The sequence below is a fragment of the Gordonia sp. B8661-1 genome (assembly GCF_059427765.1).
In genome coordinates, this window is record NZ_JCAHRL010000004.1 from 318557 (window position 1) to 342035 (window position 23479).

A 23479-nucleotide genomic window follows, 5' to 3' on the forward strand; every position below is an offset into this window, starting at 1 on the left:
TGTGCGCCGGGGCCCCTACCCGGCGACCCCCGCGTGGTCGGATGCGATGGGTACGTGGAACGTGGCGCCCCACTCCGCGGTATCGGCGAGTTGCGCGCGGATCTCGTCGGCCAGGTTCCACGGCAGGATCACGATCACGTCCGGACGATCGGTGTAGATCTGTTCCGGTGCGTGGATCGGGATGCGGGTGCCGGGCGTGAAACGGCCATGCTTGTAGGGATTCCGGTCCACGGTGTACTCGATCAGATCGGGCCGGATGCCGCAGTAGTTGAGAAGGGTGTTGCCCTTGCCCGGGGCGCCGTAGCCGACGACCCGCTTGCCCGCGGCACGGCAGTCCAGCAGAAACCGGAGGAGGTCGGCGCGGACCTCGCGGCTGCGATGCTCCATGTCGGTGTAACCCGAGACCTCGTGCAGCCCGGCCTCGCGTTCGAGTTCGAGGACCTGTGCCACCCGCTCGGACGGCTCGTCGACCGCTGCCGAGGGACGTGCCCACAGCCGGATCGAACCACCGTGGGTATCCAGCAGTTCCACATCCGCGACCGTGAGATCGGCTGTGGCGAGCGCATTCTGGGCGGCCAGGACCGTGTAGTACTGGAAATGTTCGTGGTAGATGGTGTCGAACTGGGCGTGCCGCACCAGGTTCAGCGCGTGGTGGACCTCGATGCTGATCCAGCCGTCGTCGGCGACCAGGGTGCGCAGACCCTGCGTGAATCCGATCAGGTCCGGGATGTGTGCGTACACGTTGTTGGCGACGACGAGGGACGCCGGCCCGTGCTCGTCGCGCACCTGTGCGGCGGTGTCCGGTCCCAGAAAGGCGGTGATCGTCGGTACGCCCTTCTCGCGGGCCGCCTCGCCGACGTTCACCGACGGTTCGATGCCGACACAGGGGATTCCGCGCGCCACCGCATGCTGCAGCAGGTAGCCGTCGTTGCTCGCGACCTCGACGACCAGCGAATCGCCATCCAGTCCCAAACGCTCCGCCGCGCCGTCGACGAAGGTGCGTGCGTGGTCCACCCAGGTGTCGGAATAGGAGGAGAAGTAGGCGTATTCGGTGAACGTGTCCTCCGGTGTGATGAGCGCCGGGATCTGCAGCAGCATGCACTCCGGGCACAACCGCAGATGCAGCGGATACGTCATCTCCGGTTCGTCGAGCTGATCTCCCCGCAGAAAGAGCTCACACGGCGGTGTTGCGCCGAGATCGACGACGCTGAGCAGGGATTCGTGACCGCAGAGACGGCACTTCACGGGCTGGTCCTTTGTTCGTGGGTCGAGAAGGGGGTACGCGGCGCGCCGGTGGACCGGATGGCCGGCGCCACCGGTCGTCCGCGCAGAAAGGGTTCGGCCGCACCGCGTTCCAGGGCATCGCGATAGATCGGCATGAGTGCGCCGAAGGCCTCGACGGTGCGTGCGACGTCGCGCTCGTTGTGGGCGGCACTCACGACGAGCGACTGCCCGAGCACCCCACGCCCGATGAGTTCCTGCATCGCGAGGGTGCGGTAGGCCTGCGACGGATTGCCGTCGGCGTCGCGGGTGACGAAGATCAGGCAGGACGGCCGACCGGTCACCTGCAGCCGGTCGGCGATACCGACATCGGCTGCGAGCGCATTGATCCCGTCGGCCAGTGCCGTGCCGGTGGATTCCATCCGGGCGATCGGATCGTCGGTGCGGTAGGCCTCGATCACCGCGCGCATGGCCGCGAGCGATGCCGACTCCGGGCCGTGGGTGGTGGACAGCAGGAAGACCCGATCTCCCGGGGCGCGGAGCCCGCCGGCCTCCATGAACTCACGCCGGCCCGCGAGGGCGGCGATCGGGAAGCCGTTGCCGAGGGCCTTGCCCCAGCAGGACAGATCCGGTGTGACGCCGTAGACCGACTGCGCACCCGCCGCGGACCAGCGGAAGCCGGTGATCATCTCGTCGAAGATCAGGAGCGTGCCGTGTGCGGTACACAGGTCGCGGATCGCCTGGAGGCTGCCGGGTTCCGGTTCGGCGAGCGCGGTGGCCGCCTCCATGACGACCGCGGCGATGTCGTTGCCCGCCAGCAGTGTCCGCAGCGCCTCGACGTCGTTGTACGGGAAGGTGACGGTGTGGCCGTCGCGGGTTCCCGCGTTCATCGGTGTGGTGCCGATGAACCAGTCGTCGACGGAGAAGAACGGTTGCTCGCAGATCGCGATCGCGGTACGCCCGGTGATCGCCCGCGCCAACCGCACGGCGGCCGTGGTCGCGTCCGAGCCGTTCTTCGCGAACTTGACCATCTCGGCGGTGGGCACACAGGACAGGAAGTCCTCGGCCGCAGCCACTTCCAGCATCGATGGACGGCTGAAGTTGTTGCCCAGATCGAGCACCGACCGCACGGCCTCGGTCACCGGCGGAAACGCGTGACCGAGCGTGACGGACCGCAGTCCCGCGCCGTACTCGATGAACTCGTTGCCGTCGACATCCCACACATGGGATCCCCGGCCACGCGCGATGATCGGGGCCATGCCGTCGGGATATTGGTCTTCGCCGCGTGCGTAGGTGTGCGCGCCGCCCGGCACCAGATCGTGCAGTCGGGCCTGTGCGCGAACGGATTCCGTGAAATCGCGATCGACGGGTGCATCGGTCTCCGCCGGACCGTTCTCCGACTCCGCCGCACGCTCTCGTCGCCATTGGTCGTGATCGGCGCGTGTCATGGCGAACATGACGTGGTCGGCCCGGCCACTGCCGATGCCGGTGTAGGCGCGCATGACGCCTTCGTTGACGAAACCCAGTCGCAGGACACTGATCCCGGCACTCCGATTGGACACGGAGATCGGTGCGAGGAGCCGTTCGAGCCCGAGTTCGTCGAAGGCGAAGCGCGCCAGTTGTTCGTGGCAGGTCTGCATCAGATGGAGTCGGTGCGCCGACGCATCCAGCCACGCACCGTACTCGGCGGTGCCCGATCCCTCGTCCACCCACTCCAGATTGAGCTGTCCGACCAGTGCGCCGTCCATGACGATCAGGTTGATCAGCGACGAACGATCACGACGGCCCCGACGTGAGACCCGGACCTGATCGAGCCAGTCTCCGGGCCGGTGACGATCCTCCCATGACCGGTCGTCGGCCGCCCAGAACGGTTCGATCAGTTCACGATTGCGGGTGCGGACGTCATACCACTCCTGATAGTCGGACACCTGCGGTGCCCGCATCTCGAGGTGCCTGCCGCGATACTCCCAGCGGGCGATGACGTCCGGAAACGGGTTCGTGCGGAGCGTCGGCCGGGCATCACGAAGGCGGCGCAGTCCGAAGCGGAGTAAGTCGGCCGGACGGATACCGCCCCTGTCAGATCGCGTCATCGGTTCCCCGCATCAGCACGGTCGCCAGGGCGACCAGCAGGATCATCACCATCGAGATCTGCGCGAACCCGTTGACGTCCAAGATCGTTGCGGTCACCGCGATCACCGCGATCGCCGCAAGCACTCCGGCGGCCAGGTCTATCCGACCGCGATCGTGGTCGCGCATCGCGCGGATGGTCGCGATGCCGGCCGCGACGATCCCCATGACGAAAATCGCGGCGAAGGCAATCATGCCGAGGAGGCCGACCTCCATGAGCCGCGACAGGTACTCATTGTCCAGCACGGGCTGGAGTTTCAGGTCGTAGGTGCCGATGCCCTGGCCGAGCCAGAGGTGATCCGGGAAGTGCTTGGTCACGTAATCCGCGCCGAACGAACGTGTTTCGAGCGAATGGTCCTGTGAGCCCTCGGACAGCACCTTCGACAGGCTCGTCACCAGAGAGAACTGGAGAACATAGGAGACCAGCAGGGCCGCGAGAGTGGCGATCGCCGCGACCAGGGTGCGGCGGATCGGCGAGACGAGCGCGAACACCAGCGCGGCGATGACCATGCCCACGATGGCCGAGCGGGACACGGTGGCAAAGGCGCCGATTGCGATGATGCCGCCGGTGACCGCCCACGGCCACCACCGTTCTCCGCGATGACGCGCTTCGAAGGCGACACCGATGGCCACCGGGGTCAGTGTGGTCAGCACGGCGCTGAGCTCGAGCGGGTGGCCCGCCGCGCCCTGCGGTCGCACGGAACCGGCGCGCATGAGCCCGGTGACCAGTGTGGTGGTGTCGCCCTTGAGTATGACCGGAATGCGCATGTACGGAGCGATGTCGAAACCCGTGGCGGTCTGGAGCAACGCGTACATCGCACTGATCGCACCGCCGATGAGCAGACCGCGAAGCAGCCATACGACGGCTCGGCGGGAACGGATCACGGTGACGACCAGGACGAACGTGGCCAGCATGATGACCTGGCTGAGGAGGCCCCGGTCAGCGCTGAGGACCTGGTCCGCGGTGAGGCCCCGGGAGGCGGCAGCCGCGTACGATGCCATCGCGACCACCACCGATGTGACCACGACCAGCAGTGGGATAACCGGGGGTCGAGGGACACGATCGCGGCCGAACATGGCTCCGGCACACAGCAGGATCACACCGGCGCAGATCGTTGTTTGCATCGGTGTGAGGCCGCGACTGGCACGCAGCAGGAAACTCTGGCGCATCGCCAGGAGTGCGACGCACATGACCGCGAGTACGCCGGCCCAGACCAGCGGGTCATGGCGGAGCGCCGACAGTCGCCGCAGACGATCGGCGTCGCCGGACGTGTCGTCCGTCCGAGCGACAGTGGCGGACACGGCTGTTCGCGCATCGTCGCCGGGCTCTGCGAAGGAACGGGAAGGTGGGTCACCCGGCGGGTCACCGACGAGCCGGGGTGCCGAGGTCACCGCCAGGAATCCGATCGGTTGTCGCTACCACGGTCGTTGTCGTCGGCGGCCGGTTGCGAATCACGCTCGCGCGCATCGGGTTCGCCCCCTCCTGACCATCGGTCCGAGCGCCAGGCGAGTCCCGACCAGGGCTCGAACGGCTCCGGCTGCGCTTCGGGCCGGGGCGGCTCGGGACGCTGCTGTTCCGGACGCGGTGGGCGGGGCGGGCGGCTGCTCGTGCGTGGCTGCTGGTGTGAGGAGGTGACCGATCGGAACACCGGGCGGTCCGACCCCCAGGTCCGCGTTCGCGGTGCCGCGGCACGATCGGAACGCCTCCGGACGGCGGGGGCCGATTCGTCCTCGTCGACCGGATGACCACCGTCCGACTGCTGTTCGTCGGTGGAGGCGGGGATCTCGGCGACGACCTCGTCGTGCGTATCCTCCTCGTCGACTGCGTCGTCGGCGTCCACCCACGCCCCGTCATGCAGATGATGCAGGCTCGGCATCCCGAAGCCATTGGTGGGCAGGTTCTCCGGGATCAGGCCGCCCGGACCCATGCCGTTCGGCGCCAGACCGGTCGGCGTGAAGGTGGGTGAGGTCAGATCGGGTGTGGCATCGGCGTTGTCGTCGGAGACCGCTGCCGAGTCGTCGGTATCGGCGACGGAGTCGTCCTGAGGCTTCGGCGCCGCCTCGAGAGTGATGTCCACCGTGGGGGAGTCGAGGTTCAGCGATTTGCCGAGCGTCAGTCGCTCGGAGATGTCGTCGAGATCGAGTGGTCGGGAGGAACTCGGCTGATCGCCACCGAGGACGTCTTCGTCACCGGAGGCGTCCTCGTGCGTGTTCTCCTCGTGCGTCCGGCCCTCGTGTGCCGCATCGTCACGTGCCGCATCGTCACGTGTGGCGTCGACAGGTGCGTCGTCGAGGATCTCGTGCAGATCGGACTTCTGCAGGTCAGTGGTCGGCAGGTCGTCGGAGGGCAGTCCTTCGACTGATTCGACCTCGATCTCGGTGGCGGAGTAGGCCTCTGCCATCGGTGTCGGCACATCCGGTGCGGGGTCATCCGAGTCGTCGACCAGCGGTTCGTCGGACCGCGGCGCCGGTGCGGAGCGGGGCATCCGCATCGACGAGAGGCGTGTGCGGAACCGCTTGCGGGTCGGGGTCACCGGTGTGGCCGAGGCGGCGAATCGCTCGGTCTCGGCGTCGCGGACCTCATGCGGCACGTCCAGCGCTCGATCGGTGGCGGGCCGAGGGGAATCGGCTGCGCCCGAGGCGTTCCGGCCGCGGCGGCGCAGGATCAGGTCGGCGAGTGCGACCGCACCGCCGGCGAGCACCCCCGCGATGATCATGAACAGCAGTGCCATCGTGCCGATCGCCTTCACGCTCGAGGCGCTGACCTGTTCGGGCGTTGATGCTCGCGTCACCACCAGGAGGTCCGCGAAAGTCCGGCCGCGCACACCGGCATCGGTTTGCATCCGGTCCAGCACGGTCTTCGCGTACGTGGTCAGGCGCTCGACGGTGGCCTGGGCGATACCGGGGTCGGTGCCCTGGGCGGTGATGGCGATCTGCACGGTGTCACCGGAGCCCGCCGTGCCCGCCGAGGTCTTCACGGTGTCGGCCGCGACCGTCTCGATCGACGAATCCGGTTGTCCGAGATCGGAAACGGTGCGAGGAGAGTTGAGGGCCGTGGTGAGGGCGAGTGCCAGCTGGATCATGTTGTTGTCCAGGTTCACGAAGGGATTCATCTTCGCGTCCGGATTACCGGCACCGGGTGGCAACACCATGACCACTGCACTCGACTCGTACAGCGGATGTGTGCGTGACTTTCCGACGAGGCCGCCGACGAGTCCGGCCACCGCCACGATGGCGACGACCACGACGACCACGACGCTCCGTCGGCGTGCAGCAACAAACGACAAAAGGTGTTCCCCCCACCTCGTCACCGACGCGTTCCCGTCCCCCGAGCGCCGGTGCTTACGGAGAGAGTATAGAGGTCCATGCCAAACTTGCGATGTGAGGATCCGGAATCGTTTCGTCCGCAACGGAACGTTGTTGGTCGCGTCGCCCGGTGGACATGTCGATGAGCTGCGGATTCTCAGCGAGAACACGGATCTTCCCCGGCCGTTGACGTGGGTGACCAGTTCTGCCGCGCACACACACGGTGTCCTTGCCGGCCACGACGTGCGCTGGGTGCCGCAGATCGGTCCTCGCGAACTCCGGCCGGCGCTGGCCGCCCTGCCCCGGGCGCGGCGGATCGTGCGCGAGATCGCGCCCGCTGCCGTGGTGTCGACGGGAGCGGCACTGGCGGTGCCGTATCTCGTGGCCGCGCGCGCCCAGGGGGTCCCCACCTACTTCGTTGACAGTGCAACCAGATTCGATGGTCCGAGCCTCACCGGCCACATGGTCCGGGGTCTCCCCGGTGTCGTCTGCTATAGCCAGGAGCCCGGATGGACTCGCCGGGGCTGGCGCCACCTCGGCTCGGTCTTCGACGCTTTCGGAGCAGCGGATACGAGTCCGCCCGGTGAGCGCGCCGTCGAGCGCGTCGTGGTGACGCTCGGCGGCGAGAGGTTCCAGTTCGGACGTGCGGTTCGCGCGGCACGGCGGGTGGTCGCGGACCTTCCCGGAAATCCCAGGGTCACCTGGCAATTGGGAGCGACTCGGGACGACGGCCGGTTCGGGCCGGAGGATTCGGTCTCCGATTTCCTGGATCCCATGACATTGCGGTCGGCCATTGCCGACGCCGATCTCGTCATCGCCCACGCCGGAGTCGGGTCGATCCTGACCGCTCTGGAATCGGGACGTTCTCCGGTGGTTCTGCCCCGCGCACACGCCCATGGTGAGCACGTCGATGATCACCAGTGGCAGCTCGCGCGCCGCCTCGACGACCGGGGCGTGGTGGTCGCGGTGGACCCCGACGATCTGGGAGTCGGGCACGCGATGTCGGCGGCGTCGCGAACGGTGGTCGCCGGCGCGGCGTCGTGGGACCTACTGCGCTGAGGTCCGCTTTAGGAGACGTCGTGCAGGATCGTCGCGATATGTCCGGCCATCCGGATCGAGCTGAACTGCTCGTGTGCGACTTCGGCTGCCCGGCAACCCATTTCGCGGGCGCGTTCCGGTTCGTCGAGCAATGACTCCAGGGCTGCGGCAAATGCCTCCGGATCGTTCGGCGGCACCAGCAGGCCGGTCTCGCCGTGCGCGACGTACTCGGCGATGCCCGGATTGTCCGTGACGACGACCGGTCGCCCCGATGCCATCGCCTCGAGTATCACGGTGAGTCCGGAACCGGTATCGGTCGGTTTGAGCGCCACGGCGACCACCGAGGAACGTCCGTAGACATCACGCATGCGCCCGTTCATCCGCTCGGTGTAGAGCGTGCCCCACTCATCAGGGAGGTCGACGGGCAGCCCGGTCGCCAGCTCCAGACGGGTATTCGGGTGACGGCGCGAACGTACGCTGCGGACCGCTTCGATCAACAACGCGTGATCGCGGAAACGGTCCTCTCCGGCGCTGGAGATCGTCGCCGGTTCGTAGGACTCCGGAAAAGGTTGTGTGCGAAAGAAATTGGTGTCGATGCCGAGCGGCACGTAGCGCAGACGGGACCGGGGCACGTCCCACTCCCGCGCCAGGACGTCGACCATCGGCACACACTGCGTGAACAGCGCGTCAGTGCGCGGTAGCGCGCGCTGCGCCGCCCAGCGATGAAGTGTCGCGGTCTCGGCCCGGCGTGCCAGCCAGGCGATTCCGGAGACCACCGGTGCACGATCGGAGCCGGGATACAGGGCCGCCGGGATGCCGGTCCGCTCGTCATAGCAGAACACCGCGTCGGTGGCGTTCGAATGGAGATGTCGGCGATGTGTGCCGATGGGGAGGAATTCGAGTCCGTCTGTACGATGGTGAATCGTATCCGTGACCTTGGCACGAACTCGGGAACGGAAACGAGGGGGATGAGTGGCCGCAGTCGAGAATTCGACATCGAAGCCATGATCGGCGAGGTGATGGAGGCCGTAGGGGGTCGCGTCCGGAACCTCGTCCGCATTGTGACGTCGAGTCCAGTCGGACGTCTCCAGGGTGTGGGTGAGCGCGATGAACACTCGCTTCATGAGCACTCCTGGGGGATGAATGGCGGACGGCCACGCGTGAGCATACCGGGTGTGCGTTGGGGGCACGTGAACATCTCCGCTGCTGTGCTGGATGTGTGCGGTCCGAACGTATGTCGGGCCGCCCGAACAGGTTTGCTGGAGAAGTCACGTTGAAGCGAGATCCGTCGTGACCGAGGCGGCGGCCGGCGATTCGACGCGCCGGTCGCGGATCGCCTCGGCAACCGTGCTGCAGATGGCAGCGCGCATTGCAGGCACGGTCGCCTCGTTGGTGACGGTGTCTCTCACCACGCGCGCTCTCGGACCCGAGTCGTACGGGCACCTGCAAGCCGCGATCATGTTCGTCGCACTGTGGACCAGCTTCACCGAACTCGGTATCAACGCGGTCATCGTGCGGCGGGTCACCGGTGAGGCATCGGCAAGTGCCGGAGCGAATCCCGAGGCGCGGCTGCACGCTCTCGTGCGCACCAATCTCGGGCTGTCCATGGTGTTCTGCCTGCCGCTGACCGCGCTGTCCATGCTTGCCGGAGTCATGGTCTATCAGGAGTCACGAGAGACCGCGGCGATGGTGGTCATCATCGGTGGCAGCCTCGCTCTGACCGCGTTGGCGAACTCCTTCGATCCGGTGTTCATGGTGCGAGTGCGTTTCGGCGCTCCCGCGCTGGCCGACGTCGCCGGGCGATTCGGCTCGATGATCGCGACCATCGCGTTGGTCGTCACGGGCGCCCCGCTCCTGTGGTTCGCCATGGTGCAACTGATCCCACCGCTGGGGCAGCTGCTGATCAAGTATTTCGCCGCGCGCCGGGTCACCACGGCGACGCCGGTGTTCTCGATGGACGCGTCGATGAGTCTGGTGCGGGAAAGCCTGCCGCAGACCGCGATTCTCGTCATCGGCGTGCTGTACTGGCGCATCGACGGCGTCATCCTGTCGGTGATGTCCACCCCGGAGCAGGTAGGTCTGTACGGGCTCGGCTACACCCTGGCATTCACCGCCTCGATGGTGCCGGATCTGTTCCTCGCCACCACGCTCTCGACGAGTACCGCGCTGTTCGCCGCCAGCCGTGCGGAATTCGAGAAGTTCGTGCGGCGCACCATCGAGATGCTGTACCTGATCGCGCTGCCGCTGATGGCCGTCGGAGCGTTGTTGTCCGGCGGGATCATGCGTGTGATCGGTTCTGATGCGTTCGGCGCCGGGCACGCGGTCCTCGCGTTCCTCTTCCTGGCCGCCGGGCTGTCCTTCCTCAACGCGGCCGTCTCCCAGGCCTTGTTCGCGGCGCATCAGCAGGTGTTCCTGATGCGTCTCAACATCATCAATCTGGTCATCAACATCTTGCTGAACCTCGCGGTCGCTCCGCAGTTCGGCGCCCGGGGTGCGGCCTGCGTCCTCGTCATCAGTGAGGCCATCGGCGTCGTCGTGGCCTCCGTTCGTCTGCGCAGCATGGGATTGCGCGTGCAGCCCACCGGATTCGTGGCGTGGTGCCTGATTCCGGTGGGGGCCGCGGTTCTCGTCGCCTGGTCGATCTCCGGCACCTCGGTGGTCCTCGCGGGTCTCGCCGCCGGGATCGTCTACGTGCTGGTCAATCTGCTCGTCGGGCCTGCGCGGTGGTCGTTCCTCAAGGAGTTCGTCCGCAGTGGGGGCGCGGAGGCCGCATCCCCGGCTGAACTCGATGACGCGACGACCGAACTGCCCGCCGTACGGCACAACGAAAGGTGGCCGGGATGAGTACGCCCTCGGGGCTCGACGTGTTGGTCGTCGCCTACAAGAACCCGGATCTGCTGCGCACCTGCTTGGACTCGGTGCGGCGATTCCTGCCCGAATCGCGGATCGCGGTGTGGGACAACTCCGGTGACGGCTTCGACGGCGTCCGCACGTTTGCCGCGGAACACCCCGAGATCGACTGGTACCTGGGGTCGCCGAACATCGGGTTCGCGGCCGGGGTCAACCGACTCGCCCGGACGACCGGTGGCCGGGACTTCTTGTTGCTCAACCCCGATGCGGTGTTGCTCGGCGACCTGTCCGTGACGATTGCGATGCTCGCGGAACCCGGAGTCGCGGCAGTGGCCCCCTACACCGACGACCCGCACGCGGATTCCGGGGCGCGTGACTGGGACGTCGCCCATCGGGAGGCGACGGTGCTGCGCCGCCTGGTCGACACCGCCTGGTACTCGACGAGGTTGCGGGCGACCCCGTGGTCCTCGTTGTACCCGGAGCATCCGGACCAGGTGGACGGTTACGTAACCGGTGCGTGCCTGGCGATTTCGGGTGCGGCCTGGCAGGCGGTCGGTGAGTTCGACGAGGAGTTCTTTCTCTACGGCGAGGAGGAGCAGTGGCAACGGCGTGCGCGCGCACTCGGGTATCGGTTGATGGTTGCGCCCGAACGCGGAATTCGTCACGGCGGTCACGGAACGGTCGCCGGGGAGGGCCCGGCGACGCGCCGGTCCGCGGACCTGTTGCGCAGCAACATCGCACTCAATCTCGAACAGGTGCGGGGGAAACGCTCAGCCGATGTCTTTCTCGCCGGCAGCACGCTCCTGGACCGGATGCAGCGTTCCGAACGCCGTCAGCGCACGCGATATCGCCAGTCGGTGACGACCGGTAAACCATCGGTCGTCATCACTACGAATCGACTGTGTTTCGGTGGCGCGGAACGGCAGCACGTGGTGCTCGCCTCCGAACTCGACCGCCGTGGCTACCACGTGACCATCGTGTGCATCCAGAGACTCGGGCCGCTCATCGCGGAGGTGCCACCGACCGTCCGGGTCGTCCGGATGCCATGGTGGGCGCCCGTGGTCGAGATCGGGGCCCAGGACGCGGTTCTGATCACCGGTGACACGAATACCGAGACCGGATTCGGAACCCTGTGGCGCACCGGACGATCACGCCGCCGATGGCTCGTGGGTGCCCACATTCCCCCGGAGCCCGATCGGCCCACCTACTCCGTGCCGCTCGCCCGTGCGATGAGTCGCGCGGACGGATTCGTCGCGCTGTCTCCTCGGCACTGGGAGGAGGCCACTCGCTTCCAGTCGCTGGGGGAGCGGCATGTCGTCGCGCCGAACGGGGTGATGACCGGCGACGAACTCACGCGAATCCCGCAGCGCACCACCCGTCGTGGCGGCCCGCTCCGCCTGGTGATGCTCGCGCGGATAGTGGAGCACAAGAATCCGCATCTTCTCGTCGAAGCGCTGGCCGATCTGGCACGAGACGGTCAGACCGACTGGCGCCTCGACATCTTCGGGGACGGGCCGGATCGCGAGCGACTGCAGGCACTCACTCCGGCGGAGCTCGGCGACCGGATCCGCTGGCGCGGATGGTCTCCCGGGCCCGACCATGCCTTTGCGGACGCCGACCTGGTGTGTGTGCCGAGCCGATCCGAGGCATTCCCCCTGGTGATCGTCGAGGCGATGGCACGGCGGCTACCGGTCATCGCGACCGGTGTGTGCTCGGTGAGTGACATGCTCGACGACGGTGCCGCAGGTTTTGTGGTCCCTGAGGCGACAGTGCCGGCGTGGCGTACGGCGCTGGCCGATGCGATGTCGGATCGTGATCGGCTGACAGCGGTGGGCGAGAAGGGGTTTCAACGGTCTGCCGCGCTCTACACGGTGGAGGCCATGGCCGACGCCTACGAGTCGGCCATCGCCGCGGTGATCGGGGGACGGCCATGAGGATCCTGTGGCTCTCGCCGTGGATGCGGCCCCTGGCACGGTTGCACTCCGAAGCACTGCGGCGGGCCGGCGACCAGGTGCTGCTCGTGACCTCGCGTCAGCACCCGCAACAACTCGCCCCTCAACCGTGGGAGCTCGTGCTCGACCCCCGTCCCAAGAAGGCGTCGAGCTGGCCCGAATTCGTCTGTGCCGCACGACGAGTCCGGGCGTTCGACGCCGACGTGGTGGTCACCGAACTGGTGCGGGATCCCCGGTGGATGCTCCTGGGACGCGGGAGGCCCCGGATCACCGTCGTCCATGACGACCGACCGCATGGTGACGACGAGGAAATGCCCGCCTGGCATGGCCCGTTGTTCCGTCGGTGGCATCGGACAGCGTGTGCCACACTGTGTTTCAGCGAACATGTGGCGCATTCACTACCCGAGAGCACGCCACCTCCCATGGTGGTTCCGCTGACCAGTGATGTCCCCGACGGGATCGTCGAGCCGATCACCCACGCACCCGATCGCCGGGATTTCGTGATGGTCGGAAGGCTGAACGCCTACAAGAACCTGCCGACCGTCCTGGAGGCGTGGGAGCGGCATGTGGCCTCATCCTCCTACCGAGGCGACCTGTTACGACTCTATGGTGCCGGCGACGCGATACCCGAACTGCCTCGAACGGTGCGGTGGAACGGTGGCTCGTACGATCAGAACGAGCTCATGACGGTGCTGAGTCGCGCGAAGGGATCCCTGGCGCACTATCGGGTCGCGACACAGAGTGGCGTGCAGGTCGTGTCCATGCAGGCCGGTGTGGCCCCCATCGTCTCGGATCGTGGTGCGCTGCCGGAATTCCAGCCGTCCGGGGTACCGCCGGTGGCCGTCGACGATGTCGCGGGCCTGGCCGACACCTTCGGCCGCCTCGCCGATCCCGATGTCGCACATAAGGAGGGCGTGGCCGCGCGCGAAAGCTATGAGCGCATCCACTCACTCGACCGCGTCGGTGCTGCCCTGCGTGATGTCTGTGCTGTCGTCGCCGCAAGCGATCCGGCCCGGCGCATGTCGACGACGATGCGCTGACCGGTGGACAGAAGGCCCGACGTCGGTCAGCGGGCGAGCGATCGCCAGACGGTGAGCAATTCGGCGTGCCAACCCGCAAGAGAAAATGTGCGCACGGTGTCGCGGGCATGTGTGGCCAGTTCGCGCCGGTAGACGTCGTCGGTGGTGAGGCGTTCGATCGCGGCGGCGATGGCATCGATGTCGCCGGGGCGCACCAGGATGCCGTTGCGACCGTCGTCGATGACGTCACCGATCGCTCCGACCGGCGACGTGATGGGCGCCAGCCCGGCGGCCATGGCCTCCAGGAGTGCCATCGGCAGTCCCTCGTCGTAGCTGGGCAGCAGGAAGATGTCGCCGATGCCGAGCAGCGCGTCCCGCTGGTCGGGGTTGAGCCAATCCCGCACCTGCACAGGTCCCTTCGCGCCGAGGTTGCCGTTGACCCGTGTCGCGGCGGCGCGGGCCTGCTCGACCTGATCGTCACCTGCGAGCACGACCACGAGTCGTGACCGGATCGATTCGTCGAGCCGGCCGACTGCCTCGATCACGTCGAAGGTGCCCTTGCGTTCACCGAGCCGACCGAGGGCCACCGCGATGACAGGTGCTTCCGCGTTGGCGGTGGGCAGATCGGTGCCCGTCACCTCGGGAGCCGGATTGTGCAGCACCTGAACAGCATTCGCGTCGAGTCCCAGGACGTCGCGGTACTCGTCGGCCAAGTCACGGCCGAGGATGAGCCAGCGATCCGCGGGCAGCATCAGGCGCACCACCCGGGCGGCAGGAGCAGGCAGCGTCCGGTACCAGTCGGCAAAATTGTAGGAGTGCGCGTGAATCACCGCGGGGACGCCGCGTAATCGGGCCGCCCACAACGGAACCGATTTCCGGAGCACGCTACCGCCGTGCGCCAGATGGACATGCAGCAGGTCCACCCGTCCGAAGGCGATCAGCGCGGCCGCACGGACCATGCCCCGGATACCGAGCCACCAGCGGGACAGCAGCGGGGTGTCGTTGTAGGTGGGCACGACCGTGAACTCGGCCGAAGACGAATCGATCTCGATCATCTGGCTCAGCACGGTGGCCATTCCGCCACGGCTGTCGGGGCCTGAAGGGGCCGGGCCAACGGCCAGGATGCGCAGTGGTCGAGTCGGTCTCACGCACACCATGATGCCGAATAGCGGTCCGGTGTCCACAGGACCCGCTTACGGTAGGGTTTCGCGTGTGAGCGCGCTGGGGGACAGTTGGTACGCGGAGCAGCTCGACGGGGTGATCCCCCTCGATGAGGTGCTTCGCGATCTTCCGGCTCCGGTCCGAGTCCTCGCGATGCGGGTGGCCCTGATTCGCGGTCTGGCGTTATTCGTTGCGGGACTGCGCTATCCGGCGATCGTCACCACCAATCCCGGGATCGCGACCAAGGTCTGTCTTCTGTTGTGCGCCGTCACCGGACGGCGACGGATGGTGCTGCTCGAGTACATCGTGCACAGGCAACCATCGGGTCGTTGGCACGACCTGCTCGACCGCGGCCGGGCGTGGATGTTCCGCCGCGGCGTCCGGGTCGCTCAGGTGTTGTCCGAGGGTGACTCCGAATCCTATGCCGCCCTGCATCGGGTGACCGCGGAACGATTCCGTCTGGTGCGCTGGCCGCAGAGTTCCGGTCCGGGAGCACTGCCCGAGCTGGATGCCCGGCGCCGTGTCATGGCGTCCGGCCGTCGCGTCGACTGGGCGACGTTCTTCGCCGCGGCGGAGGGCGCCGACTGGACGGTCGTCGCAGTGTGCAGCGCCGACGACCACGCCGAGGTGCGCTCTCTCGCCGAACGGCATGGCGTCACCGTGGAGATCGCGGTGGAGATTTCGCAGGACGCCCACCTCGCGGAACTGGCGGCGTCGACCGTCTACGTGATCGTCGTGCCGGAGACCGGGACCAGCGTCGGTCAGATCCGGGTGATGAATGCCGTCGACGCGGGAGTGCCCGTCGTCGCCAGTGATGTCGCAGGTCTGCGGGGTTATCTGGATGCGACGACCGCGGTGCTGGTCCGACCTGCCGACCCCACCGCATTGCGCACCGCGGTCGATGAGTTGCTCGACGACCCGGAGCGGCGCGACCGGCTTCGCCGAACCGCCCGCGAACAGGCGTCCTTCACCATGCGGGACTACCTCGGGACGCTGTCCGCGCTCATCGAGGGCTGAACTCAACCGATCTGCGCCACACCGAGATTCATGGCACCGAAGACCTTCGGTGTGCCCGGTGCGTAGAACCGGTCCAGGGCGGTGACGGTCAGACCCGCCGATCGGAGGGTGCCGCCGATGTCCCGGTCGAGGTGACAGCCCCCGCCGACGCGCTTCTGGATCGGCGTCAACCGGCGTTGCCACCGGTGGACCGATTCGTCGGGTGCCTGTCCGTGCTCCAGGAAATGCAGTGTGCCACCGGGTTTCACGACGCGACGTACCTCGGCGAGGGCGCTCGCGAGATCGGGGATGGTGCACAGGGTGAAGGTGGACAGGGCCGCGTCGAAGGTGTTGTCGGCGAAGGGGAGCCGCTGGCCGTCGAGTCCGCCGCGCTCGATGGGCACCCGCGATCCGGCCACCCGTTCCGAGCCGAGGCGCCAGCCGTTGTCGGAGGGTTCGATGGCGGTGATCTTCGACACCGTGTCCGGATAGGCGCCGACATTGAGGCCGGACCCGAAACCGAGCTCGACGACGTCACCGCTCAGGCCTGCGCAGGTGCGCTCGCGCATGGGCGCGAGAGCGGGCATCCCGCAGGTGAACTCGATGAGATGCGGCAGTATCCGATCGTCGTAGAAGCCCACGGCCCATACCCTCCTGCGCCGACCTCGGCATCGGCTCCCATCGAGTATGCACCGACGGTCTCGGCCTAGTCTGGAGCGATGAATCCCTCGACACTGCAGGCCCGGGTGATCGTCGACGAAATGATTCGCGGCGGTGTCACCGAGGCCGTGCTCTGCCCGGGGTCACGCAACGCCCCGCTGGCCTTCGCCCTGCATGCGGCCGACGCCGCCGGGGAGTTGCGCCTGCACGTACGGATCGACGAGCGGTCCGCGGGTTTCCTGGCACTCGGTCTGGCGGTGTCGTCGCGACGACCCGTACCCATCGTGATGACCAGCGGAACCGCCGTCGCCAACGTCGGCCCCGCCGTGCTGGAGGCCAACTACGCACGGGTCCCGCTGATCGTGATGAGCGCCAATCGCCCGTACGAACTGCTCGGTTCCGGTGCGAATCAGACGGTCGAACAGTTCGGGATCTTCGGCACGCAGGTGCGCGCGACCATCAGTCTCGGGCTCGCCGAACAGGACGTCGACACCAACAGCCAGTGGCGTTCGGCCGTGGGCCGGGTGCTGGCCGCGGCTCGTGGCGCCCGTACCGGCAACGCCGGTCCCGTCCAGTTCGACATCCCGCTGCGGGAACCGCTGGTGCCCGACGCCGCCACGGAGTCCGGACTCGACCTCGACGAGATCGCCGACGGACTGTTCGCGGGACGACCCGATCGTCTGCCGTGGACGCAGGCGCCCGTGGGCCGTCTCGACGTACCGCTGCCCATCGACCTGTCGCTGGATACCGTCGTGGTCTCCGGGCACGGAGCGGGGGAGCATCCGGCCCTGACCGGAATCCCGACCGTCGCCGAACCGACCGCGCCGCATGTGGAGAATCCGCTGCATCCGCTCGCACTCGGTGCGATCCGCCCGCAGCAGGCGATCATCTGCGGACGGCCGACCCTGCATCGCGGGGTGTCGCGTCTGCTCGCCGACCCGCATGTGCGGGTGTACGCGCTGACCACCGGACCGCGCTGGCCCGACGTGTCGGGCAACGTCTACGCCACCGGCACCCGCGTGGAGCCGGAGGGACGCCCGTCCGAGGACTGGCTCAAGGAGTGCGCCGCAGCACAGCAGCGGGTGCTCGACGCCGTCGACACCGAACTCGACACCGATGCCGCCGACGAGCAGACCGTGACCGGATTGCATGTGGCCAGGGTCGTCAGCGCGGCGATGGCGCCGGGCGACCAGCTGGTCGTCGGCGCCAGCAACCCGATCCGCGACGTCGCGCTGGCCGGTCACGTCACCGACGGTGTGCGGGTGCTCTCCAACCGCGGCGTCGCCGGCATCGACGGCACCAACTCCACCGCCATCGGGGCCGCGCTGGCACACGGCCGGGAGAACCCGTCGGGACGCACCGTCGCGCTGATGGGCGACCTGACCTTCGTGCATGACGCCACCGGCCTGCTCATCGGCCCCGAGGAGCCGCGCCCGCATTCGCTGCGCATCGTCGTCGCCAACGACGACGGCGGCGGCATCTTCGGCCTGCTCGAGCAGGGTGATCCCCGCTTCGACCGGGACACCTACGCGGGTACCTACGAGCGGATCTTCGGCACCCCGCACCGCACCGACCTTGCGGCGCTGTGCGCCGGTTTCCACCTGCCGCACCGGCGTGTGGCACTCGGCGAGCTGACCGCGGTACTCGCCGAACCCGCACCGGACGGCGGGATCGAGATCATCGAGGTGACCACCGATCGGCATCGTCTGCGGGACGTCCACCAGGCCATCGCGGCGCGACTCGGCTGAGCCGACCGTCCACTGGTGGCGGTCCCGGCGCGGACGCCGACTATCGTGGTGCGGGTGAAACCGATCATCCTGCGGCGCGTCCAGAAGGTGCTGCTGGTGATCGGTCTGGTCATCACGGTGATGGCGGGCGTGCTGGTGGCGGGCTGCTACCGCAACGACCGGCAGATCGACTCCCACGAGGTCACGGTGATGGCCGATGTGGTCTCGGCGGACCGTCTGCACGCCAACGTCAATTTCCAGACCACCAACGGCGACTTCCACAGTCCACGGCTGGGTCTGCTCTATCCCACCGAGTTGACGAAGGGGCAGCGGATCAGCGTCGAATTCGACGCCACGAATCCTGACCTGGCCCGGCCCGCCGGACGGTCGGCGAGCCTCTCGATCATCCCGGCGATCTCGATCGCGATTCTCGGGTGGCTGATCGTCGGCGCCGTGATGGTCGCACTGGCACTGATCAACCGCCGGATGGTCGCCTCACGCCTACGCCCGGACGGGAACGGGCCGGGGGATCAGGACGGTACGACGGTGCACACCGATCCGGAGACCACGACGGCCTGATCGTCGTCGATGAACAGGAGTCGTCCGTCGCCGGCGTGGCGCCGCCGGATCGCATCGACGGCCGCGCGTCCCACCACGATGCCGTCCGCATGCGGCATGACGATCCGGTCGATGAGCCCGAGCCCCGCGGTGGAGGCGAGGGGTGCGGTCTCCGACGGATCGTCCATCCCGGTCACGGGAGCGATGTCCGGGCCGACGATCAGCGCGCCCGCGCTCACCCCGATGTACGGCAGTCCGCCGGTGATCCGTTCGCACAGCAGATCGTCGGTGCCGGTGCTGCGCAGTACGTGCAGCAGATGGAAGGTGTTTCCGCCCGAGACGAACAGCGCGTCGACGATGTCGAGCTGCGCCGCCAGATCGGCGGGCGGGGTGCGGGCGAGATCGAGTTCGTCGAGCTGAAAGCCGAAGTCGCGCAGGGTCTGCCGGTCGTAGTCGACCCACCCCCGCTCCGGGTAGATCTCCGACGCCGTCGCCACGAAACCGATCGTCGGCGGCCGGTCGCCGGGTGTCGTGTGGCCGGCCACGAAGGACGGCACCGCCGATAACCATCGGCTGGCCAGGAGCATGTCCATACGACCATTGTGCGTGACCGGTGGTCGGCGGTGATCGTTCACGAGGAGTTCGCCGGGGCGTCACGTCGGGACGAGTCCGTGGACAGTCCGTTTCGCGACACTGACGCCATGCGCGTAGCCATCGTCGCCGAGAGCTTCCTGCCGCAGATGAACGGAGTGGTCAACTCCGTGCTGCGGGTCGTCGAGCACCTCGAGAAGACCGGGCACGAGGCCGTGATCGTCGCACCGGATACGCCGCGCGGGGAGCCGTCGGCGCCGCGGGTGGTCGGTGCGCGCACGCCGGTCCACCTCCTGCCGTCGGTCATGGTGCCGAAGGTGACCTCGCTGCCCATCGGGGTGCCCACGCCGATGCTGTACCGCGCGCTGCGCGACATCGAACCCGACGTGGTGCATCTCGCGTCGCCCTTCGTCGTGGGGGCCGCCGGTGCGCTCGCCGCCCGCCGGCTCGGCGTGCCGTCGGTGGCGGTGTTCCAGACCGACGTGGCGGGTTTCGCCGCCAGCTACGGTCTCTCACTCACCACCAGGCTGGCGTGGCGCTACACCCGCAGACTGCACGAAATGTGCGACCGCACCCTCGCGCCGTCCACGGACACCCTGAAAACACTTGCCGATCAAGGAATTCCGCGACTCTATCGATGGGGACGCGGCGTGGACGTCGACCTCTTCGATCCGGTGCACGCCGACTCGACCCTGCGCGCGCAGTGGGGCGCCGACGACCGGCTGATCGTCGGATTCGTGGGGCGGCTCGCACCCGAGAAGCACGTCGAGCGGCTGGCATCGATCGCCCAGGATCCGTCGGTGCAACTGGTGATCGTCGGTGCCGGGCCCGAACGCGAACGTCTGGGCGAATTGCTCCCACACGCGATCTTCACCGGGGAACTCCGCGGCGACGACCTCGCCCGCGCCTACGCCAGCCTCGACGTGTTCGTCCACGCGGGTGAGCACGAGACCTTCTGTCAGGCCATCCAGGAGGCGATGGCGTCCGGTCTGCCGGTCATCGGGCCGGACGCGGGTGGACCCCGTGACCTGGTCGCGCACCTCCGCACCGGCTATCTGCTGCCGCCGCAGGACTATGCCGAGCGGCTGCCGGCCGTCGTCGACGTGATGCGCGACCCGGCTCTGCGGGCCGAATTCGGCCGCGCCGCGCTGGCCGCCGTCCGCAGCCGGACGTGGCCGGTGATCTGCGACGAACTGCTCGGCCACTATCGCGCGGTGACCGGCGGGTCGGAGCCGGTGCCGCTCGCCGGGTGAGGACGTCCGGCCGGTAGCGTTGGACCCATGGCAGCAGGTTCGCAGGATCGCGCAACTCTCGACAAGGACCCGGCCGAGGTCGCGGCCATGTTCGACGGCGTCGCGAAGCGGTACGACATCACCAACACCGTGTTGTCCTTCGGGCGGGATCGCGGCTGGCGGAAGGCCACCCGCAAGGCGCTCAGCCTGACATCCACGGACGTCGTGCTCGATCTGGCGGCCGGCACCGCGGTGTCGACGGTGGAGCTCGCCGCGTCCGGCGCACACTGCATCGCCGCCGACTTCTCCCTCGGCATGCTCAAGGCCGGTGCCCGGCGAGGCGTGCCCAAGGTGGCCGCCGACGCCCTCGCCCTGCCCTTCGCCGACGGCTCCTTCGACGCCGCGACGATCAGCTTCGGACTGCGCAACGTCCACGACGTCGACACCGCGCTCGGCGAATTCCATCGCGTGCTGAAACCCGGTGGGCGACTGGCCATCTGCGAGTTCTCCGCACCGACCTTCGGTCCGTTCCGGACGGTGTACATGGAGTACCTGATGAAGGCGCTGCCGTCGGTGGCCACGAAGGTGTCCAGCAATCCGGCGGCCTACGTGTATCTGGCCGAGTCCATTCGCGCGTGGCCCGATCAGGAGGGTCTGGCCGAGCGGATCCGGAACGCCGGCTTCGGCGACGTGTCCTGGAAGAATCTGTCCGGCGGCATCGCCGCCATCCACTCGGCCCGGCGGGTCTGACCCGTCCGGACGGCGCTCAGTCGGTGCCGGTGGCGCTGCGTTCGTCGTGGGGGACCGGGCAGCCGGGCGGGGTGAACGTGCCCAGGTCGTCGAGCTGGTAGCCGTTCGGGTAACTGCGGATCTGCTTGGTCTGCCGACCGTACAGCGGCTCGGTGCGCGGCCGGGCGAAGAACCGGATCGCCAGGCCACGGGCCTTGAGACCGCCGCGCACGAGGACGCGCTCCACCGCCGTCGGCTTCGGGTAGCGGAAGGCCTCGAGTAGGCGATCGTCCATGAGCGCGAACGACATCCGGCGCACCACCGCACGCGGCAGGAACTTGTAGGGCGCGAACGTGCCCAGCAGATCCAATGTCGAATCGGCGACCGCCAGTGACTCGGTGCTGAAGGAGAAATGACGGCGCTCGTAGTCCTCGTAGAACCGCTCGAAGTCCTCGTAGGTCTCCGGGATGTCCTTGATCGCCATGTGCTTGCCGAGCTTGCGGTAGTAATTCGTGAGCCCGGTGATCTCGTGTCCGGTCAGCTGCCGCCACTCGTAGGCGTTCACCCACTGCACAGGGCAGACGACGAAGGTCGAGAGCACGTAGAGCATGTCGTCATTGGAGATGTCGTACATGGCATGCATCTGGTTGATGCGCCGGATGCCGGCACGGCCCTGTGTCGCGTCGAAGCCGTGCTCGATCGGTGCGTCGAGCAACAGCACGGTGTCGTCGTAGCGCTTCTGCGTCCGGCCCGTGAATTGTCCGGTGCGATACAGCAATTCGCCGATCGAGGGCACCGCGTAGGTGCGGAAGAGCGCGAAACTCAGCGCCTGGGTGATACCCCAGGGGAACTCGCGGGTGGCGAGTCCGGTGGAGATGGTCTCCGGACTGGTGACGGCGTCGACCCGGTCCAGCTCGCCGCGCAGCCGATAGCGGCCGGCGATCCGGTTCTGGATGGTGTGCTTGACGCGGGTCGTGATGGCGGACATGCCATGAAATATATCGCGCAATTTGTGTCATTGGAATGGCGGGCGGGAATCCAGCACCGACGACCCACGGCCGGCGGTGCGCCAGGCCCGCGCGATCAGATCGGTGTCCTCGGGGGTGATGAGGTTGCCCATCACCCGCACCACCATCGACATCAGGGCACCCGACCGGATGCCGGGCCGGCCCAGCGCGGGCACCATCTGCGGGACGGTCAGCACGTTCGCCAGGCGTCGCGCCGCGGAGAACGCGAGTCCGTAGTGGTGGGTCAGCACGTCACGCCACCGGGTCGTGTGATCGTCCGACGACTCCTCCAGCAACTCGACGGCCAGACGCGCGGTTTCCAGCGCGTAGTCGATGCCCTCGCCGTTGAGCGGATTCACGCAGGCCGCGGCGTCGCCGATGAGCATCCAGTTCGGCCCCGCGACACCGGTGACCGCGCCGCCCATCGGCAGCAGTGCCGACGTCAGACGTTCCGGCGGCCCCTGGATGTCCCACTCGTCGCGCACCATGGCCGCGTAGTGCTCCAGAATCGGCCGCAGCGCCATATGCGCGGGACGTTTGGCCGTCGCGAGTGCGCCGACGCCGACGTTCAGCAATCCCCGGTCACCCGCCCCGTCCGGCGAGGCGTTCCCGAGCGGGAAGACCCAGCCGTAGCCGGGCAGCAGACCGTCGTCCGGCCCGCGCAATTCCAGATGGGAACCCATCCACGGATCGTCGGCGCGGGACGACGGTACATAGGCGCGGGCCGCCACGCCGTAGGCGGTGTCCCGATGCCATTCGCGTCCCAGCGCCTTGCCGAGTCCGGACCGGACACCGTCGGCGACGATCACCTGATCGACGGTGATCTCCTGCGTGCCCGCGGTGCCGGACACGGTCACCGAACCGACCCGTGCACCGTTCATCGACACGTCGACGGCCTTGGCGCCCTGCACCATTCGGGCACCCCGAGCGACCGCGTAGGCCCGGATCCCCTCATCGAATTCCATTCGCGTCACCGCGCTCCCGTGGCTGGGGAACCGGCCCGCGGACGGCCAGCGCACCAACTGCCGGGCGCCCCAGCCGTTCAGTGCCAGACCGGTGATCCGGGGACGGCCGTCGAGGAGTTCACCGAGCCCGAGGCGATCGAGTTCGGCGACCGCCCGCGGTGTCAGGCCGTCGCCGCACGTCTTGTCGCGGGGGAAGGTGGCCGCGTCGAGCAGCACCACATCGCGACCGGCCGCCGCCGCGTAGGCCGCTGCCGCCGAACCGCCCGGCCCCGCGCCGACGACGAGTACCTCCGCCCGTTCCGGTATGTCGCTGCTCACCCGACCAGTATGGGGCAGTCGG

General features: G+C 68.0%; 18 protein-coding genes and 2 pseudogenes. 9 read left to right on the forward strand and 11 right to left on the reverse strand.

What is annotated here, in order from left to right; all coding sequences use genetic code 11:
- Positions 1–15: 15 nt before the first annotated feature.
- The 5 genes and pseudogenes from AC4JJG_RS11605 to AC4JJG_RS11625 all read right to left on the reverse strand — a co-directional run bounded on the left by AC4JJG_RS11605 (position 16) and on the right by AC4JJG_RS11625 (position 6602).
- Entirely contained in the window at positions 16–1245 is a 1230-nt protein-coding gene (locus AC4JJG_RS11605) for a methyltransferase domain-containing protein (RefSeq protein WP_495401338.1), read from the reverse strand.
- A pseudogene (locus tag AC4JJG_RS11610) lies at positions 1242–2582 on the reverse strand (glutamate-1-semialdehyde 2,1-aminomutase); the annotation flags it as partial. The gene AC4JJG_RS11605 and the pseudogene AC4JJG_RS11610, both read right to left, overlap by 4 nt.
- A 168-nt stretch (positions 2583–2750) precedes the next feature.
- A pseudogene (locus AC4JJG_RS11615) lies at positions 2751–3311 on the reverse strand (GNAT family N-acetyltransferase); the annotation flags it as partial.
- On the reverse strand, positions 3298–4650 hold the full coding sequence (locus AC4JJG_RS11620; RefSeq protein ID WP_495401339.1) for an O-antigen ligase family protein: 1353 nt from the start codon (positions 4648–4650) through the stop codon (positions 3298–3300). The gene AC4JJG_RS11620 and the pseudogene AC4JJG_RS11615, both read right to left, overlap by 14 nt.
- A gap of 86 nt (positions 4651–4736) precedes the next feature.
- The gene (locus AC4JJG_RS11625) at positions 4737–6602 is read right to left on the reverse strand and encodes a YveK family protein (RefSeq protein ID WP_495401340.1); all 1866 of its coding nucleotides are present in this window, start codon (positions 6600–6602) and stop codon (positions 4737–4739) included.
- Between the two features lie 127 nt (positions 6603–6729).
- Here AC4JJG_RS11625 and AC4JJG_RS11630 point away from each other — a divergent pair, with 127 nt between their 5' ends.
- Positions 6730–7713, forward strand: a complete 984-nt coding sequence (locus AC4JJG_RS11630; RefSeq protein WP_495401341.1) for a glycosyltransferase — start codon at positions 6730–6732, stop codon at positions 7711–7713.
- An 8-nt stretch (positions 7714–7721) separates the two neighbouring features.
- Here the strand turns inward: AC4JJG_RS11630 and AC4JJG_RS11635 are convergent, their stop codons facing one another.
- Positions 7722–8816 carry a glycosyltransferase family 4 protein gene (locus AC4JJG_RS11635; protein WP_495401342.1) on the reverse strand — a complete coding sequence of 365 codons (1095 nt, stop codon included), beginning with the start codon at positions 8814–8816 and terminating at the stop codon, positions 7722–7724.
- 166 nt (positions 8817–8982) lie between these two features.
- Here AC4JJG_RS11635 and AC4JJG_RS11640 point away from each other — a divergent pair, with 166 nt between their 5' ends.
- From AC4JJG_RS11640 to AC4JJG_RS11650, 3 genes are read left to right on the forward strand one after another with little or no spacing between them, the layout of a single operon-like run.
- Positions 8983–10536 carry a flippase gene (locus AC4JJG_RS11640; RefSeq protein ID WP_495401343.1) on the forward strand — a complete coding sequence of 518 codons (1554 nt, stop codon included), beginning with the start codon at positions 8983–8985 and terminating at the stop codon, positions 10534–10536.
- Entirely contained in the window at positions 10533–12476 is a 1944-nt protein-coding gene (locus AC4JJG_RS11645) for a glycosyltransferase (protein WP_495401344.1), read from the forward strand. Before AC4JJG_RS11640 ends, AC4JJG_RS11645 begins: the two co-directional genes overlap by 4 nt.
- A gap of 2 nt (positions 12477–12478) precedes the next feature.
- Complete coding sequence (locus AC4JJG_RS11650) at positions 12479–13534, forward strand: glycosyltransferase (protein ID WP_495401390.1); 1056 nt, start codon at positions 12479–12481, stop codon at positions 13532–13534.
- Between the two features lie 26 nt (positions 13535–13560).
- Here AC4JJG_RS11650 and AC4JJG_RS11655 read toward each other — a convergent pair whose 3' ends face one another.
- Positions 13561–14589 (reverse strand): glycosyltransferase family 4 protein, encoded by a 1029-nt coding sequence (locus AC4JJG_RS11655; RefSeq protein ID WP_495401345.1) that lies wholly within the window; start codon positions 14587–14589, stop codon positions 13561–13563.
- Positions 14590–14725: 136 nt separating this feature from the next.
- On the opposite strand from AC4JJG_RS11655, the gene AC4JJG_RS11660 reads away from it, so the two are divergent.
- Complete coding sequence (locus AC4JJG_RS11660; RefSeq protein ID WP_495401346.1) at positions 14726–15691, forward strand: glycosyltransferase; 966 nt, start codon at positions 14726–14728, stop codon at positions 15689–15691.
- Positions 15692–15693: 2 nt separating this feature from the next.
- Here the strand turns inward: AC4JJG_RS11660 and AC4JJG_RS11665 are convergent, their stop codons facing one another.
- Positions 15694–16311, reverse strand: a complete 618-nt coding sequence (locus AC4JJG_RS11665; protein WP_495401347.1) for a class I SAM-dependent methyltransferase — start codon at positions 16309–16311, stop codon at positions 15694–15696.
- A 78-nt stretch (positions 16312–16389) separates the two neighbouring features.
- Here AC4JJG_RS11665 and menD point away from each other — a divergent pair, with 78 nt between their 5' ends.
- Both menD and AC4JJG_RS11675 read left to right on the forward strand, forming a co-directional pair.
- Positions 16390–18078, forward strand: coding sequence for a 2-succinyl-5-enolpyruvyl-6-hydroxy-3-cyclohexene-1-carboxylic-acid synthase (menD, locus tag AC4JJG_RS11670; protein WP_495401348.1), 1689 nt, complete (start codon positions 16390–16392; stop codon positions 18076–18078).
- 54 nt (positions 18079–18132) lie between these two features.
- Positions 18133–18636 carry a DUF3592 domain-containing protein gene (locus tag AC4JJG_RS11675; protein WP_495401349.1) on the forward strand — a complete coding sequence of 168 codons (504 nt, stop codon included), beginning with the start codon at positions 18133–18135 and terminating at the stop codon, positions 18634–18636.
- Here AC4JJG_RS11675 and AC4JJG_RS11680 read toward each other — a convergent pair.
- The gene (locus tag AC4JJG_RS11680; protein ID WP_495401350.1) at positions 18588–19208 is read right to left on the reverse strand and encodes a Type 1 glutamine amidotransferase-like domain-containing protein; all 621 of its coding nucleotides are present in this window, start codon (positions 19206–19208) and stop codon (positions 18588–18590) included. The genes AC4JJG_RS11675 and AC4JJG_RS11680 overlap by 49 nt on opposite strands.
- Positions 19209–19316: 108 nt before the next feature.
- Between AC4JJG_RS11680 and AC4JJG_RS11685 the strand changes: the two genes are divergently transcribed.
- The gene (locus AC4JJG_RS11685) at positions 19317–20459 is read left to right on the forward strand and encodes a glycosyltransferase family 4 protein (RefSeq protein ID WP_495401351.1); all 1143 of its coding nucleotides are present in this window, start codon (positions 19317–19319) and stop codon (positions 20457–20459) included.
- A 27-nt stretch (positions 20460–20486) separates the two neighbouring features.
- Complete coding sequence (locus AC4JJG_RS11690) at positions 20487–21188, forward strand: demethylmenaquinone methyltransferase (protein WP_495401352.1); 702 nt, start codon at positions 20487–20489, stop codon at positions 21186–21188.
- Positions 21189–21204: 16 nt separating this feature from the next.
- Here the strand turns inward: AC4JJG_RS11690 and AC4JJG_RS11695 are convergent, their stop codons facing one another.
- Both AC4JJG_RS11695 and AC4JJG_RS11700 read right to left on the reverse strand, forming a co-directional pair.
- The gene (locus AC4JJG_RS11695; RefSeq protein WP_495401353.1) at positions 21205–22155 is read right to left on the reverse strand and encodes an oxygenase MpaB family protein; all 951 of its coding nucleotides are present in this window, start codon (positions 22153–22155) and stop codon (positions 21205–21207) included.
- A gap of 27 nt (positions 22156–22182) precedes the next feature.
- Positions 22183–23457 (reverse strand): geranylgeranyl reductase family protein, encoded by a 1275-nt coding sequence (locus AC4JJG_RS11700; protein ID WP_495401354.1) that lies wholly within the window; start codon positions 23455–23457, stop codon positions 22183–22185.
- Between the last annotated feature and the right edge of the window lie 22 nt (positions 23458–23479).